The following is a 15,965-nucleotide window of genomic DNA, read 5'->3' as shown; positions in this document are numbered from 1 at the left end:
GGCCACCAACAGCACTTTTAGCCAATGTCACTACCTTCCCAGTGAAGCGGGAAATTTTGGACATAGAACATCCGCCGTTTCCCGCTTCAACTCCCTAGTTCTGACGGATCAAGTCGTCGCTGTCTGGCGATTCACCAGAACCAAGGAGAACAGGTTACACGCCGGTTCGCTTGAGCTCGATTATCCTTTCTTCGTTTGGCAGCCTTTGAACCGTTAATAGAGTGGCAGGACCCGCATCGATATTAGCGGTTTATAGCCTTTCATTCTCGTTGTTTCCGGTACTCCTTGTTTCGTTTGAGGTTTACAAGAGAAATACTGTCGACTAGAGTTTAAATAGGTCTAGAGGGTTGAGTACGGTATTTCGGTTCGAACTAGTGTGTTTACTTGCCGGTAATTATTTGAAACCTGTTTTTCAAATACTCAAATAACAACTGATGAGCCGTGAAGATCTCTACTCTCGCCGAAAACTGATTGGAACCGGAGCTGCAGGTATAGCAACCGGTTTAGCAGGTTGCGCCGACTTACTGGATGACAATTCTGAGGAGAACGAACAAGGGTCGGACCTTGGTCAAGATTCAGACAACGATCATAATTCGGAGAACGGTGAAGAGTATAGTTTGGGTTTTTCTGCTTCTAGTATTGATCTTTCTTCGCTTGACCTTGAACAACCATTTGAAGAGGATCAGGTCGCCGGCGAATACGCCAGCGAACTATCCTACACTCTCGAACCTGGTAGCGAGGGAATTGAACCCGACGAACTCTACCTCGAGATCAATGGTGAGGAAACCGAGTACACAGAGGAACTTTCTGAAGACGTTCTACCAGAACTGGAAACAGAACTAACGCTGTACGCGGAAGTTGATGGAGAAACACTTCAAGACACACTAACAGTCCAGAAAGAGTTGCCGGACACGTTTATCTACGACAGCGAAGATGAAACACCGTATAATTTCAACACAATAGAAAACTTGGACGAATACCACATAGAAGAAAGAGAAAAATATCATGAACACCAGCTGGAATATGCGGATACAGCTTACAACCAGAAATCAATACCAGAGAGAACACGTGAAGAAAACCGGATAGACTTCGATCTAGAAATCACACCGGACCAAATCGGACTAGAATACAGTCACGGTGAAGACACATGGAACACCGACCAGTATGAAAGCCTAGACTGGCCGGAAGACCGAATAGACATGCTCAACGATGGGTTAGTAGCCTGGAGACAAGCATACAGAGCAACTGGGCAAGGATCCCCAAGCACAAACGCCGAAGAAATGGCGCATATTCAGGCAGAACTCGTCAAACAACACCATGAAGTTGAGTTAGAAGAAGAATTAATCCCGTTCAACGCAAGTAACTCTGGACACGGCATGAGCTACCACTACCTTCCTGAGACTGATGAAGTAATAACATCAGATCCTGCTGGATGGGTAGGGCCTGCAAGAATACAGGCCAGTACCTCAAGATTCTCACCCATAGTCGACTACCACACAGGGGAACCAGATCCAGAACAAGGAATACAGACATACAGAAGAAAGAAAGGTTTAGGCGTAGCAGCCTATGTAGGAGCAGCTCGAATAGGAACAGACTCTGAAAGTATACAGGGAATCAGTATTAATGACTCAACAGTCCTCGAAGGAATGGACGCTATCCAAAACGATCGCTACGGACAGGACGGACACTACGAACGCGCAAAACAACTGTACACGGCAGCACACTACTACGGACCACAAGGTCACCGAAGCTTCCTCTACAAAAACAGTGAAGAAAACAGAGATCATGTCGTTCTCTCAATCAGCCAAGAACTAGCAGACAGATATAACGAACAAACAGAGGGAGTTAGCTGGAGCGACATCGAACAGGCTGCGTTGTAAACGTGTTTCAGTGTAGTATGCTCTGTTGACCTCACGAAAATTTCGTTAGAATTGGATGATCACTTCGACTGTAAAGAGACATGGTTTCTCTTCTGAAGACTTGTTTTTGAAAAAACCAGGCTGAGCCATTTCTTTCATTCCAATAGTGGGAGTGAGGTCAACAGAGCTGTATATTCCGATATCCGGAAATACCGGGAATACCTACCTCGGCGGCAGCTCGTCCTCGTTGAAGTCGGGAAATACCGGAAATACTACTGAATCACTCAGCAACCTGATTTGAACATAGTAAATATGCTCTGTTGCCCTCACGAAACTAAGCTAGTGACGAATGACCCTTTTTCTGTAGAGAGGATTTCCCATGAGATAGAACAAAATCTGAGTGTTGTATTGTCCTTCATCCATATATGAAGTGAGAGTCAACAGAGCTGTATATTCCGATATGCCGAAACCGCCGAACTCCCCCTCTCCAAGCACTAACCGTTCTTCATTTCTGCCGAAACCGCCGAAATGCTTACAGATCAAACCAGCACCACCTCAAAACACACGGCTTTGAAAAACAGGTCTAAATCAGCCTTGAAACACCGAACGACTATACACCGTATAACGGTTGGCTACAACTCAAGCGAAACCAGGGTCAGTCCAGCTTGTTTACTGCATCCGACTGTCGATCCACCGAACTATGTACATACTTCTCTGTTGTTCTCCGTGATTTGTGCCGACACTGTTCTGCGGCTACCGCCAGCCCCGCATCATCCGTGATATATGTGGCTGTACTGTGGCGTATACTGTAAGGCGTTAGGTCTCTATTCTCGAGGTCAAGTCCTGCCTCCGAGGCTATATTTCGGAAGACTGTTCTGAACGAGTCTTTGTCGTACCTGTTTCCGTACTTGGTAAGCCACAAAGCCATCTCTCCTTCGTACTTTTCGTGTTGTTCTCGTTCCTCGAGCCACTGTTTCAGGATCGATGCGGTTTCGGGTTTCAATGCGACGGTCCAGTTCTCCCGGTTCTTCGAGGACTCTTCCCGAGGAATCCGGAGTACTTGGTTATCGGTATCGATCCATCGAGTATTCGCGTTACCGACTTCGACAGGCCGTAACCCGGCATCCAACGCGGTATAGATCATCGAGGTATACTTGAACGAGTTCGCACGAAGCCAGTCACGTTTAGAGACAGTTTCTTTCGGCTTCTGAAAACGCTGAGCCAGATAAGATTTCCAACGTTCACGTTCACTCGGGGTTACAGAGTTGTAGTGAGGAACGCTTCCGTACTCTAATGCGGCTTCACGAAGCTTTCTACGGTCCTCCCGGGTCAAGTAGTCTCGTGGCTGGTAACTCGTGGAAGGATCGCTGTACCTGATTACCGGTTCCCACTCCGTGTTACTGTTCCGTTCGTGGCGTTTCCATTTGAACAGGGTCTGAACAGCCTTCTGATAGTGGCACTTCGTGGATTCTTTGTAGTCTTTGGTTGCTAACTCCCGCATCCAATCATCGGCGTGATCCGTAGACAGGTCTTGGACATACCGGCCTTCTTTGTCCCAGACAAAACGGTAGAACAGATCAAGACGGTTCATACGGTTCTTCGCCGTTGTGTAGCTGTAGCCATCAGCCTTCCCTGGATTTTTTCCGAGAGATAGCATCCACTCTGCCAACTCTTTTCTATGGGTTCTGTAAGAGATTTTCTGACGCGGATTCAGGTACTTTTCCGCCTCGCTTGTGATAAGAACTATTCCATCAACTTTGTTTTCAGATTCCATGGTATTCAGCCTCTCCATGGAAAAGCTAGTCTAGCTAGCCGCCAAAGTTTAAATTCCTTTGTCAGTATGCCCGATACTTTTCCAAAACCGTGGGACGGCATCGACCCTACTTGGATCGGACCACCCTCGCGTCCTTTCAATTGAGTCATGCTGATTCGACGGGAAACGCCGAAAACAAAGGATAGAAGGCCGAATGAAGCCTAGGCCGGGATTTGAACCCGGGCTCTCGTCCTTACCAAGGACGCGCTTTACCGCTAAGCTACCCAGGCACGCATCTGTTGGTTATCTCGAGTCGTCTTTATGGGTTTCGATTCGCCGTGGGGCGTGGGGTGAGACACCGGTTCACGCTCGAGTGCTCACGGATCGGTTGCAGAGGTCGCTCTGTCCGTCGTGTGGTCCTCGAGCGAGCGATCCGAGAGCGATCGGTCGAAGTGAGTGTAACACTCGTCGACCGGCGGGAACGACGGTGCGAAGTCGTCGGCGAGTTCGCCGGCAGCAGAGAGCAGGCGTGACGACGGGGTTTCGTCGACGGCGGCTGCGCCGGTGAGCACGGCGAGTTCGAGGACGTCGCGTTCCAGGTTCGCGTCGATCGACGCGGGATCGACGCCTCGGTCGGTGCCGTCGTCGGCGTCGAGGAGGTCGTCTCGATGCGTCTGGTCGCGTCCGAACGCCTGCACCGTCCGGACCGCCTTTCCCGCGGCGTCGGTTCGGGCGAGCAGGTAGAACCCGCGGGCGACGAGGATGTCGGCGACGAGGATCTCGAGGTCGCCGTCCGTTCCATCGAACGCGTCGCCGGTGTTCGCACTCCACGGTTCCTCGTGGGCCAGCGTTCGCGTCAGTCGCAGCCCTTCGTAGATGAGCTGAACGCCGGCTGCGTGGGTCAGGACCCCGTTCGCGTTCGGATCGAGTCGCGTGCGAGATCCGCCGTCGGTTCGGTCCTCGAGGGAGACAGGTGGGTCGGAGATCGCGGCGTTGGCACTTTCGACCGTGAGTACGCCGGGGACCATCGACGCCTCCGCGAGGACGGATTCGACGAGATCGTGCAACCGCGGTGGTTCGACGTCCGCAACGGCTTCGACGGCGGCACGCCGACAGTCGTCGGCTTCCATTGGCGGGACCTTACGAGGGGGGAAGCAAAGACCTTTGGAAACGCTCGGTCGACTCGAGGCATGATCGACGTCGAGATCGACGCCGACCGGTCGATTCGGATCGTGACCCTCGACCGGCCCGCTGCCAGAAACGCCCTGACCGTCGGCGGCCTCGAGGCGCTCGAGGATGCGGTCGCCGACGCCGACGAATCGGTGCTCTACCTCCACGGACGCGGACCCGCATTCTGTGCGGGGGCCGATCTCGAGGTCGTCGCGGCCCTCGACGGCGACCGCGAGGACGCAGTCGAGTTCGCTCGGTTGGGACAACGCGTCGCTCGCACCATCGAGGAGTCGCCGGCGATCGTCGTCGCGGGTATCGACGGTCCGGCACGCGGTGGCGGGCTCGAACTCGCCCTCGCCTGCGACGTTCGGGTCGGCACGCCCGATTCGACGTACGGCGAACCGGGCGTCACGTTCGGGCTGTTCGGTGCCTGGGGCGGCACCGTCCGCCTGCCACGACTGGTAGGCGAGAGCAACGCCCTCGAGTTCGCGCTCACGGGACGCGTCGTCGACGCCGAGGAGGCCCGTCGGATGGGGCTGATCTCGCGACTCGAGGACGATCCCCGGGACGTCGCGCTCGAAATCACCGACAACGAGGCCGACGCCTGCGCGGTTCTGAAGCGTCGGGTTCGTGATGACGCCGACCGCGGGATGAAAGAACGACGCGAGGCCGAAGCGTTTGGCGACCTCGTGGCCGCCCACGCGGACGATATCGACGCACTGCTCGAGTGAAATGCTAGCAATGCATGTGCGGTTTCTTGTACGAGTCGGCGAATGACCGATTATGACCACCGTTGCGTTTCTTTCCGGGGATCGCGTCACGCTTCGACCGATCGAGGAGGACGACCTCGAGTTTCTCCAGGAGTGGATTAACGATCCGCGAATCTGGCGAGCGATCGGTCGGCAGACGCCGGTCAACCGAGCGCAAGAACGGGAGTTCTTCGAGGAAGTCGTCTGCGGAGACGAGACGATCGACTTCCTGATCGACGTCGACGGAACGCGCGTCGGGATCGTCGGCTTCAACTCGATCGTCTGGCCGGCCCGCCGCGCGGAGATCGGCTACTGGCTCGCGCCCGACCACCACGGGCAGGGGTACGGGACGGAGGCTGCCGAACTGGTCGTCGAATACGGCTTCGACCAGCTCGGCTTTCACCGGATCGAGGCCCGCGTCTTCGAGTTCAACGAGCCGTCGCGGCGGCTGCTCGAGTCGATCGGCTTCTCGAAAGAGGGGATCCACCGCGACGCGCGGTTCGCCGACGGCGAGTATCAGGACACGTACTGGTACGGGCTGCTCGAGGACGAGTGGCGAACCGGCGATCCGTAGCGGTCGTTGGCCTTTCGGTCGGCTCGACTCACTCGAGGGGCTCGGGTGCCGGCGGGGCGTTTCGCTTGTGTTCGCTGCGTTCGTACAGCCCGCGGACCATCTCGACGGTCTCGGCGTCGACCTCGAGCAGTCGGGCGGTGGCGTCGACCGGGAGGGGGCCGTCGACGTGGATCGCGAGGATCGAATCGAGGGTGTCGTAGTCGATACCCAGTTCGGCTTCGTCGGTCTGGTCGGCCCAGAGTTCGGCGGTGGGGGTTTTGGCGACGAGGTCGTCCGGAACGCCGACGTGGCGGGCGAGCTGGCGGACCTGCTGTTTGTAGAGGTTCCCGATCGGGTGACAGTCGACGGCACCGTCGCCGTACTTGGTGAAGTAGCCGACGGCGGCCTCGCTGCGGTTTCCGGTTCCGAGGACCAGCCGGTTTTCGTGGTTGGCAACGAGGTAGTTCAGGACGCCGCGGACGCGGGCCCTCGCGTTCCCGACGGCCTCGTGGTCGCCCTCGGCTTCCGGGTAGACCGAAAGCAGCGAGTCGACGATCGGTTCGATTTCGATGACGTCGTAGCTGATCTCGAGGTCCCTGGCGACCCGTTCGGCGTCGCTCATGTTCTCGTCGCTGCTGACTCGCGCCGGAAGGACGAGGCCGTGGACGTTCTCCGGGCCGAGCGCTTCGACGGCGAGGTACCCCGTAAGCGTGCTATCGATTCCGCCCGAGAAGCCGAGGACAGCACCGTCTGCGCCAGCGGCGTCGACGCTGTCGCGGACGAACTCGAGAACGTGTTCGCGTCGCAGTTCCAGTTCCTCTTCGGAGAAGCGAAGGTCGATCATCGACCGTCGATACGGGTTCGTCGTCCTAATAGACTCGCGTTTCCGGAAAAAAGTGGACGAACGTAAATCTAGTAGCCAAATCCGTCCGGCAACCGCTCGAGAGATCTACGTTAAAGTGAGACGGTGCAGTAGGCTTGAGTACGAACGTGACGATTCGTTTCACCGATTACTCCGTCGTATCGTCGTCACTTCATAGAAAAGAGGCGAGGGTGTACAGTCCGGAGAACGCACCGATAACGCCCATCAGAAGGATAACTACTCGAAAGTACACGTCCTTTTTGTCGGGGATCTCCTCGTCCAGAGTGGTCGACAGCTGTTTGGCCTCTTCGAAGGCTTTTACGCTTTCTTTCCAGTTTTCCGGTTTGTTTCGTCGTCCTCTCGAGATCGCCTCCCGGATCTGATTCTTTCGTCGTTTGTACTCTCTATCGCTCGGTGCACTGGTCAGAGTGATCGTGTACAGGACGTTCGGAAGCTTGTTAGCCTCGACGCTCTCTATTTTCGCTTCGGGAATCGTCTGTGCACCGTCGTAGGCGGCCCTGTAGATGTGACCTTGCATTTCGACGACCTCGGAGAACGCCTTTTCGGGTTCGTCGTCGTCGAGGTACACGTGAATTTTCCGCACGTGGTCCAGCGCATCCCGAAAGTTAGTCAGTCCGACCCAGTCCCGCTCTCCGAGGGCCGCTTCGTTGTTGATGTGGAGGTCGCGCGCTTTGACGTACGGATCCGTGAGAACGGTCGCACACAGTTCGATTACGTCCTCCTGATCGACCCCGGTGTCGGGTTCGGCCCGACCCGACGACGAGTGCGTAAGTTCGACGTCGTCACCCGTGCGGGCCACGTCGTCGTCCCGTGACATTAGTCGGTGAGAAATCGTTCGACGGCCTTCTTCCGGGCCTCGTAATCGTCTTCGGAGAGTACTTCGTAACTCCCCACGTCGCGATACCCCTCTCGGCTTCCCATGGGAAACCGGGGTTCGTCCGTCTCGATCTCCAGCCGTTCTTCGATCTCCGCGAAGGACATTTCGTCGACTCGCTCCTCTGAGACGCCCAGCAGGGCCGCGTTCTCGGCGCGTATCGTCGACCAGAACTCCTCGTCGGACATGGATCCGTAATCGTACGTCTCTTCGGTCTGGGTCTCACCGCCAGCGTCGTTCGCAGATCGAGAGTTACCGCGGTTGAGCAGATCCATAATCGTCTCTTGTCGTTAGATGTCCTGTCGAAACAAAATTATTTAAAAGTAACGTAATATCTATTCGAGCGGGTGCGCTGGTGTCTCAGACGCCGTGATTCGAACAGCGTCACTGGATCGGTCGTCTTCGAACCACCATCGTCTGCGGGCGCGTTCGAGAGACGGAATCGACGTCACAGGTAGCCAAACAGCGTCCCGACCAGGACGAGCGACCACAGTGCCACTCCGAAGACGACCATGTCGTTGAGCCTCGAGTCGCGGGTCGCACGTCTGGCCGCGCCGGCGGCGATCAGCCCGAGCGCGACGACGACGAACGCACGTTGGAAGACGACGTCGAGGGGCAATACGTCGACGCCGAGCAGGGAGTAATCGATCCAGATCGCCACCGCAAGCGACGTCGACGCCGCAAGCGCCGCGTCGAGACGACGCTCGAGCCCGCTCGCGATGGCGTAGGTCGCGATGGGCAATCCGAGCGCGATGAACGGATACAGGAGTGCCGCTATCGCGTGGGCCGAGAGGAAGCTTGCGTGTCGATCGAGGGCGATACCGCCGATTCGGACGCCCAGAATTATCGTCAAAACCACGCCCGCGAGAACGAGGTGCCCGGCTTCGAGGCGGTCGGACGCGGCCTCGAGACGCGCTCGGTCGGACTCGGTGAGCTGGTCGTCGATCCCGCTTTCGGCCCGTTCGATGACGCCGGTACTCTTTGCGCGGACATCGCGTTCTCGCCTCGCCGCGAGTCCGATCGCGATCGGAGCGAGCGCCATCGCGGTGAGATCGACCTTCGTCGCCCAGCCGTCGGCGTCGGATGGTCCCGCGTTGTCGAGATAGATCCGGCTGACGTCCTCTCGAAGGTCGACCCCGGGGATCGCCATCAGGTCGCCCTCGAGGCGGGATTGGGCCTGTTCGACGCCGTCGACTCGGTGCCGGAGGGTAAACCAGTCGAAGTGTTCGGAGTGAGTTTGCATCACGATCCACTGGTCGTCGGGGTTCGGGCTCTCGTAGAGGCGAATGTGATACCGGTAGCCGTAGTACTCGCCGTCCTCGAGTTGCAGAGTTTCGGTCGTCCAGTAGGCCTCTTCGCCGGGACCGGGGTCGACGTACGCGTAGCGGGTCGTCCCATCGGCTTCGGACCACGGGATGTCGGTCGGAGAAACTGGCCGAACCGCGTCGACGGTCGTGTTCGACTCCCCGTCGCTGTCGGGGTCCATCGCGGAATCGGTCTCGTTTTGCGCAGGGTCGAGTAGCTCCTCCGCTTCGAAGTGGTCGTGTTCGGCTTCCTCCCAGTCGCCGTCGCCGTGCTGGGCTAACAGTCTGACGACGTCGTCGGCGTCGCCGCGGACGATGACGTTGAGCGGGCTGCGTTTCTCGTGGGCTTCTCGAGCGTTGAGATACGGCCAGAAACCGCTCTCGCTGTCATCGAACGAGACGATATGGAGTTCCGGCTCCTCATCTTCCTCGGGTGCGATGCCTTCCGTCGACGGCGAGAACAGCAGTGACGGTCCGCCGACGAAGAGAAACGCGATCGCGAGCACTGCGATCGCGACGACGAGCGAACGGCGCATAACAGCGTATTACCGGCGGCCCGCATATCAATGTACCCGATTTTAATGCGATCTGTTGGAATCGACGCTCAGCGACGACCGGATCGGGCGTCGGGTCCGACAGTCGTCACCGGGACCGGCGCGGTGCGGACGACGCGCTGGGAGACGCTGCCGACGACGTTGTTTTCGTAGTCGTCTCCGCTCGTTCCCATGACGATCAGGCCGGCGTCGACGTCGACTGCGTGATCGACGATACACTCCGCCGGATTACCGGTCTCGACGGCTGTCTCCACCTCGAGTCCCGCCTCCTCGGCGCGGGCTGCGGCTTCGTCGGTCGCCTCGAGTGCGTTCGTTCGGAGGTCGTCGCGGACGGCGTCGACCCGCTCGTCGTCGAGGACGAGAAACGCACGGTCGTCGACGACAGAGAGGACGTGTAAGGTCGCATCGCGAGTCGATGCGGCGTCGATCGCGTGTTCTGCGACGGTCGTCGCGTGATCGCTCCCGTCAGTGGCGAAGAGAATCGTGTCGTACATCTATATCGAACTACGCGGATGGAAAGACAAGAACTTCGCTATCTCCTGCTCGCTGGGAACGATTCGATTTGGTTTCGAACTCGAGGCTCGAGCGGCGAACGGCAGTGGTGAAACGGCGACGAGAGGGGGTCGGTGAAACGGTGACGGCGGCGGTCGGTGAAACGGTGACGGCGGCGGTCGGTGAAACGGCGACGAGAGGGGGTCGGTGAAACGGCGACGGGAGAGCTGACGTCGTACGGTTTATTCTAACGATGCACCGATCGGACCGCAACCCGTCTACGGTCCAACCGCAGATGCCTTTCAACAGTTCGTATCAGGGTTTCCAGCTGAGTTCGATCTCGATCGTCTCGCGTTTCCCTCGAAACATCGCCGAACGCTCGATCACGTCGACCGAGAGTTCGACGGTTTCGGGGGGCTCGAGTTCGACCGTTTTGTTCCCGACTCTGACGCGAACCTCGTCGTCAGTCTCGTCGAACGCGTTCGAAAGGTGATCGAAGTACGTGACGACTTCCTCCCGCGTGAGTGTCTCGTCGGCTGTCGTCCGTTCTGCCATGGAACCGTATGGAGGGTGAGTCGGAAAAAGTATGGGCAGCGAACACCCACCAATACGTCGTTACCGGATCGGGACGTCTTCGAACCACCTGCTGTCTGGGGGGAGCCTACTGTCATACGGTTTACTGTAAGTCATTGCCGGCGCACCCGCCGCCCGGGTCGCGGGTGCGCCGGTAAACAGGTACAGTAATCCGTATCAGCAGCCGGAAGTGACAGCCCCGTCGTCGCCGAGCGAATTTCAGAACAGGTTCCCCTGCTGGTACACCGAGAGGCCGTCGGCAGTGATCTCGTAGGGTTTTTTCTCCCGCGAGTGATTCGCATCGCGGATCTTCTGAATCTCTATCGCGAGTCGGGTCTCGCGGAAGTCGTCCGGGCGGACGTACTGCAGGACGAAGACGCCGTCGGTGAGATACTCGACGATTCCGTGACGGGACGCATACGGGTTGTCCTCGGAGGCCTCGCTCGTCAACAGCGACGTGACGCCCGCGTCTTTCAGGCTGCTGGCAAATCCGTAGATTTCGTTCCGACGGTTCGACTGGTCGTCGTACATCATCTCGAGCAGCGACACCGAGTCGAGGACGAGTCGCGAGGCCCCGAACTCCTCGATGAGTGCCGGCAGTTCGTTCCCGATCGAGTTCAGGCTGTGGGCCAGTTCGACGGGGTCTAAATCGACGATCGCGAGTCTGCCGTCCGCGACATGTTTGTCGAACGCGAACCCCTTCTCAGTCGCGCTGTTTATTACACGTTCGCGGCTCTCCTCTAAGGCGATGAACACTCCGCGTTCGCCCTGCTCGAGACCGTGTGCGAGAAACTGGAGGCCCAGGGTCGTCTTCCCCGTTCCGGCGCTCCCGATCGCGACCACGAGCGACCGCTCGGGAATGCCGCCCTGGATCATCCCGTCGAGTCCGTCGACGCCCAGGTCGATGCGGGGAAGATCCGTGTCGGGTTCCTCCTCGAAGTCGGGCTCGTCCGCACCAGCGAGGCCGAAATCGAGGTCGGAAAATCCCGACGGGTCGGCGCCGCGTTGCTCGTCGTCCGTCGGAACGTCGGGGGCGCTCTCGAAGGCGGCTCCGAAATCCTCGTCGAACAGGGAGTCGCCGTCGTCGGGTTCGGTGCGCTCGGCGAGTTCTTCGTTTACTCCACCGCCACTACCTATCCCCGCCTCGATCGAATTCTCGCCCGCTGTAAACGGCGGCTCGGAATCGGCGCTATCGGTCTCACCCGAACCGTCGACGTCGATCGTCCCTCGTTTGTCGGGACGTCCGGTTCCGTCCGCTCGGCCGACCGCAGTTTCGTCGCCCTCGTGGTCGTCCGGGTCGGCTCCGGAACCGGGGTCGTCTCTCGGTTCGTCTTCCTCGCCACCCACTTCGTTTCCCTCTTTGTCTTCTTCGTCTTCCTCTTCGGCGAGCGCTCGCTCGAACCAGTCGCCGGATTCGTCAGTCACGGAGCCCACCTCGAGTCGCCAAAAAGTCGAGACCAGTGGACGCGGACGCCGTCGGCTCGCGACTCGAGTGCGTTCGTCGAGGCGTATGTCATACGAGAGACTGCGACGGAGCGTCGCGGTTCGTTCACCCGGGTGAACTGAGTCGAGCCGGCGTAATGTCGTTTCCGGCCGGCGGTGACCGAGGAGGCGTGGCTTTTTGACCCCGGGACGGGTATCCGCCGACGATGGACGCCGACGTCGGAATCGTCGCCCAACGTGGCAACGAGCGGGCACAGCAGCTCACCGAATCACTCGTCGACGAACTCGAGGGTGGACGCGAGGGGGTGAGCGTCGTCGTCGACGAGGAGACCGGCAGCGCGGTCGACGCGGCCGCGGTTCCGGTCGCCGCGATGGCAACGCGCGACCTCGTCGTCAGCATCGGCGGCGACGGAACGCTCCTGTTCGTCGCCCGGGAAGTCGGACCGACGCCTCTCCTCGGGGTGAACCTCGGCGAAGTCGGCTTTTTGAACGCCGTCTCCCCCGACGACGCCGTCGACGTCGTCACCGGTCTGGTCGACCGATTCCAGCGCGGCGAGGATATCGAGGGCCGCGAACTCGACCGCTTGCGGGCGCGCGGCGACGGCTGGACGCTCGAGCCGGCGCTCAACGAAATCGTCGTTCACGGGCCCCGGCGGGGCCACGGCGGCGGCGCGTCGATCGAGGTTTACATCGACGGAACGCGATACGCGGGTGGCCACGCCGACGGCGTCCTCGTCTCGACGCCCACGGGTTCGACCGCGTACAACCTGAGTGAGGGGGGGCCGCTGATTCACCCGACTGCTGACGCGCTCGTCGTCACGCAGATGGCCGCGACCGAGGCGATGCCGCCGCTGGTCGTCGACCCCGACTCGGAACTGACCCTCACCGTCTCCGGCAGCGAGACGGCCTACGCGATCAGCGACGGGCGGAATCGGACGCGCCTCGAGCCACCCGCCACGGTCACCGTCACGCTCGCGGACGATCCCGTCACGCTCGTCGGCCCGCGGACGAACTTCGTCGGCGGCCTCGAGAAACTCGAGTGAGCGAACCGGGGGTTACGGGCCGTCGTCGGTTTCGGCCGTCTCGGCGCTTTCTGCCCCGTCGGTCTCTTCGCTCTCACCGGGCCCGGATTCGACGGCCGACGGTACCGGCAGGTTGGGATCGCGATACGGATTCCGTCCGTAGGCGGGCAGCCCCTCCTCGAGCTGTGCTTTCAGGACTCGGCGAAGTCGGTTCAGGCTCGTCGTGTCGAGTCCGTACTGTGCCGCGAGCCGTTCGAACGCCGGCTCGTCGGTGATGTCGTGGGCTCTGTACCGGCCGAACAGTTCGTCCATCCGGTCGGCCGACAGCGCCTGGGCATCGACGTCGTCGAGGCCGAAATACGCCTGCCGGTCGACGTCGACGACGTGTCTGATCACGACCAGCGCGACCTTCGGGATCGCACGCTGGCTCCCGAACTCCGTGAGGTCGATCTCGTCCATCACGCCGAGCGCGAGGTCGCGTTGCCACGGCGTCACCTCGAGTGCGTTACACAGCGCCTGTGTCGTCCGCAGTCGATCGAGGTGGTGGGCACGTTCGCTGTAGCCCGGCGTCGCCGCGTGCTGTTCGTCGTGGAGGCGGCGAACGCTCTCGGAGAGGTCACCGTCGGGCGAGTCAGGGCGGCCGATGACGGTCGCACTCGGCGTGACGACGCCCCACCGGCGAACCGTCCCATCGCGCTTTCCGTCCGCACGGGAGAGCGATCCGGAGCCGGGGCGCGTCTCGAGGCGGCGCTCGCCGTCGGAGTCGCGGGGCCGCTCGAGCGTGGCGCCCTGCTCGTGATTCGATCCGGAATCGACACCGTCGTCTCTCATCTCGTCGGTGGCTCCGCGGGGGAGACGGAAAAATGCTCGCTCGTTTCGCAGGCCCGTGGCCGTCGTGACGAAAAAGCGAAACAGGACGATCCGGGCGCTGTCGTAGCTTCGGCCGCCCGCGCTGCGTCAGCCGTCCGAGACGGATCCGTCGCCGAAAGCCACCGCTCGAGCAGTTATTGCCCTCGAAAATCCCTTCGTATCTTCGGCTTGTGACCAGAAGCACTTAAAGAACGGCGTCGGAATCGCCCGCTCGAGTCGCCGCGATCATCTCGTCGACGAACCGGTCGATTCGGTCGGCGTCCGGTCCGTCCCGCGCGTGGACCGCGGGATCGATCTCCCGCGGGGGATGGGCGAACGAGCGCCCGACGACGTCGCCGACCGTGACGCCGCCCTCGCCGCGTCGCTTTCGCTCGAGCAACGCGCGGGCGCGGTCGATCCGGTCGTCCTCGAACGCCGTCGGTGCTTGCTCGGTCAGAAAGCGGTCGAACTCGAGGGCAGGCAGGTCGTGATCGCAGCGTTCGCCGGTCGCGCGCAGATAGCGGGCGTACATCGACGCCCGACAGATCGTCAGGTTTCGCTTTACCGTGGCTCGAGTCTGGGTTTCGGTGTACCGGTCGTTCTCGGCCGAGACGGTCGCCGTGCCGTCGTCAGTTTCGACCACGTAGCCGTCGTCGGTCGTCTCGACGATCGGAAACGTCTCGTCGTCGGTCCGGACCAGGTGGTGGGAGACGTATTTCCGGTAGTTGCTCGTCGCAATGCCCCGCCAGGCGTGATAGAGGTCCATCGGATCGTACGTCCGTTCGACGTACGCCGCGAGGTCGGCTGGATCGTACGCGCTCCGATAGCGAATCGGGCTCCGAAGCAGGTCGATCGCCCCGTCGTTGGAGTCGACGAGCAGCGATGCGAACGTCCGGACGTCCCACCCCTGAAACTCGAGATCGATTCCGGCGCAGTCGCCGTCCTCGAGGCGTTCGGAAGCCACGATGGTCGTCGGTGGCTCGGTAACATGGGCGTACCGCCGGAGGTCCGACTGGACGAAAACGAGTCCGACGTCGTAATCGCTCTCCGGCCCGGCCGCGGCCCACCCGTGGCTTCCGCGAGCGGCCGCCAGAACGACGCGAACGTCACGGTCGGACTCGAGCGCGGCTACCGAACCGTCGACAGCATCGACCACGGCCGCTGGAACGGTCGTCATCGGAAGAACGAATCGAGGGCCGGTCCCGTGTGGGGACTACCCCGTACTATATCTCTACCTTGTGACCAGAGGCACTTAAAGGGGGTCGGCAGGTCGTTGTCGTTACGATTACAGTTCTGTCCGACGGTGTCATACGGTTTACTGTACGTCCGTGCCGGCGCACCCGCCGCCCGGGTCGCGGGTGCGCCGGTAAACAGTTACAGTAAACCGTATCAGAGGGCGAAACGGTTGTTTCACCGCCCCCGTCGGACGGGAGTGACCCGCTCACTGGGGACGGGAGTCCGGGTAGTCGTGGCCAACGACGAGTGCGAGGACGTGGATCGCGAGCAGCCCCACGAACAGCGTCAGCATTCCCACCGAGTCGATACCCAGGAAAACGATGGGCACGTACGCTACGGGCAGGAGCGTTCCGAGCCAGAAGCCGGCGACGGTTGCGGAGTCGGCGAGACGCATGAGTACGACCTCAGCGCATCGACTCAAGCGCGATGAACGAATCACCGTGAGCCGTCAGCCAACTGCTCACCAGTCGATCCTCGCTCGCACCCTGCGGAAAGATTGCACACTCGTTCGGCGCATCGTCGTTCTCGATCACGACGTGGTCGAGTTCGTCGGTCGGATCGTCGGGGTCGGGAGTTCGGGGTTCGGCATTGTGTGACATGTGATAACAGGCGAGGGTCCCGCCAGCAGAATCTATCCGGTCCCGGAGTATT

The 15,965-nt window shown here is 60.1% G+C and carries 17 protein-coding genes and 1 tRNA gene; 4 read left to right on the top strand and 14 right to left on the bottom strand.

What is annotated here, in order from left to right; genetic code table 11:
• The first annotated feature begins 434 nt into the window (after positions 1-434).
• Positions 435-1,880, top strand: a complete 1,446-nt coding sequence (locus EA473_RS16555) for a hypothetical protein (RefSeq protein WP_124196760.1) — start codon at positions 435-437, stop codon at positions 1,878-1,880.
• 634 nt (positions 1,881-2,514) lie between these two features.
• Here the strand turns inward: EA473_RS16555 and EA473_RS16550 are convergent.
• The 3 genes from EA473_RS16550 to EA473_RS16540 form a co-directional block, all read right to left on the bottom strand.
• A complete protein-coding gene (locus EA473_RS16550; RefSeq protein WP_207890204.1) occupies positions 2,515-3,651 on the bottom strand; it encodes a tyrosine-type recombinase/integrase in 1,137 nt (378 codons plus the stop codon).
• A 179-nt stretch (positions 3,652-3,830) separates the two neighbouring features.
• A tRNA-Thr gene (locus tag EA473_RS16545) sits at positions 3,831-3,902 on the bottom strand.
• Positions 3,903-3,989: 87 nt separating this feature from the next.
• Positions 3,990-4,742 carry a DUF7114 family protein gene (locus EA473_RS16540; protein ID WP_124196759.1) on the bottom strand — a complete coding sequence of 251 codons (753 nt, stop codon included), beginning with the start codon at positions 4,740-4,742 and terminating at the stop codon, positions 3,990-3,992.
• A gap of 60 nt (positions 4,743-4,802) precedes the next feature.
• Between EA473_RS16540 and EA473_RS16535 the strand changes: the two genes are divergently transcribed.
• Together EA473_RS16535 and EA473_RS16530 are read left to right on the top strand one after the other, a co-directional pair.
• A complete protein-coding gene (locus EA473_RS16535; RefSeq protein ID WP_124196758.1) occupies positions 4,803-5,513 on the top strand; it encodes an enoyl-CoA hydratase/isomerase family protein in 711 nt (236 codons plus the stop codon).
• 52 nt (positions 5,514-5,565) lie between these two features.
• Complete coding sequence (locus tag EA473_RS16530) at positions 5,566-6,105, top strand: GNAT family N-acetyltransferase (protein WP_124196757.1); 540 nt, start codon at positions 5,566-5,568, stop codon at positions 6,103-6,105.
• 28 nt (positions 6,106-6,133) lie between these two features.
• Here EA473_RS16530 and EA473_RS16525 read toward each other — a convergent pair whose 3' ends face one another.
• The 7 genes from EA473_RS16525 to EA473_RS16495 all read right to left on the bottom strand — a co-directional run bounded on the left by EA473_RS16525 (position 6,134) and on the right by EA473_RS16495 (position 12,189).
• Complete coding sequence (locus tag EA473_RS16525; protein ID WP_124196756.1) at positions 6,134-6,928, bottom strand: NAD+ synthase; 795 nt, start codon at positions 6,926-6,928, stop codon at positions 6,134-6,136.
• Between the two features lie 190 nt (positions 6,929-7,118).
• The gene (locus tag EA473_RS16520; protein WP_124196755.1) at positions 7,119-7,784 is read right to left on the bottom strand and encodes a hypothetical protein; all 666 of its coding nucleotides are present in this window, start codon (positions 7,782-7,784) and stop codon (positions 7,119-7,121) included.
• Positions 7,784-8,116: a hypothetical protein gene (locus EA473_RS16515; protein ID WP_124196754.1), complete on the bottom strand. Its 333-nt coding sequence runs from the start codon at positions 8,114-8,116 to the stop codon at positions 7,784-7,786. Before EA473_RS16515 ends, EA473_RS16520 begins: the two co-directional genes overlap by 1 nt.
• A 173-nt stretch (positions 8,117-8,289) precedes the next feature.
• A complete protein-coding gene (locus EA473_RS16510) occupies positions 8,290-9,681 on the bottom strand; it encodes a hypothetical protein (RefSeq protein WP_124196753.1) in 1,392 nt (463 codons plus the stop codon).
• Between the two features lie 68 nt (positions 9,682-9,749).
• Positions 9,750-10,193 (bottom strand): universal stress protein, encoded by a 444-nt coding sequence (locus EA473_RS16505; RefSeq protein WP_124196752.1) that lies wholly within the window; start codon positions 10,191-10,193, stop codon positions 9,750-9,752.
• 313 nt (positions 10,194-10,506) lie between these two features.
• The gene (locus tag EA473_RS16500; RefSeq protein WP_124196751.1) at positions 10,507-10,746 is read right to left on the bottom strand and encodes an amphi-Trp domain-containing protein; all 240 of its coding nucleotides are present in this window, start codon (positions 10,744-10,746) and stop codon (positions 10,507-10,509) included.
• 237 nt (positions 10,747-10,983) lie between these two features.
• Positions 10,984-12,189, bottom strand: coding sequence for a KaiC domain-containing protein (locus EA473_RS16495; RefSeq protein ID WP_243645284.1), 1,206 nt, complete (start codon positions 12,187-12,189; stop codon positions 10,984-10,986).
• 224 nt (positions 12,190-12,413) lie between these two features.
• On the opposite strand from EA473_RS16495, the gene EA473_RS16490 reads away from it, so the two are divergent.
• The gene (locus EA473_RS16490) at positions 12,414-13,250 is read left to right on the top strand and encodes an NAD(+)/NADH kinase (RefSeq protein ID WP_124196749.1); all 837 of its coding nucleotides are present in this window, start codon (positions 12,414-12,416) and stop codon (positions 13,248-13,250) included.
• 12 nt (positions 13,251-13,262) lie between these two features.
• Here the strand turns inward: EA473_RS16490 and EA473_RS16485 are convergent, their stop codons facing one another.
• From EA473_RS16485 to EA473_RS16470, 4 genes are all read right to left on the bottom strand, one after another.
• A complete protein-coding gene (locus tag EA473_RS16485; RefSeq protein WP_124196748.1) occupies positions 13,263-14,060 on the bottom strand; it encodes a DNA-directed RNA polymerase subunit epsilon in 798 nt (265 codons plus the stop codon).
• 223 nt (positions 14,061-14,283) lie between these two features.
• Entirely contained in the window at positions 14,284-15,255 is a 972-nt protein-coding gene (locus EA473_RS16480) for a nucleotidyltransferase domain-containing protein (RefSeq protein ID WP_124196747.1), read from the bottom strand.
• A 264-nt stretch (positions 15,256-15,519) separates the two neighbouring features.
• On the bottom strand, positions 15,520-15,708 hold the full coding sequence (locus EA473_RS16475) for a hypothetical protein (protein WP_124196746.1): 189 nt from the start codon (positions 15,706-15,708) through the stop codon (positions 15,520-15,522).
• A gap of 10 nt (positions 15,709-15,718) precedes the next feature.
• The gene (locus tag EA473_RS16470; RefSeq protein ID WP_124196745.1) at positions 15,719-15,913 is read right to left on the bottom strand and encodes a DUF7511 domain-containing protein; all 195 of its coding nucleotides are present in this window, start codon (positions 15,911-15,913) and stop codon (positions 15,719-15,721) included.
• Between the last annotated feature and the right edge of the window lie 52 nt (positions 15,914-15,965).

This window comes from Natrarchaeobius chitinivorans, from assembly GCF_003841505.1.
GTDB lineage: Archaea > Halobacteriota > Halobacteria > Halobacteriales > Natrialbaceae > Natrarchaeobius > Natrarchaeobius chitinivorans.
This window is presented reverse-complemented; position numbering and strand designations above follow the sequence as displayed.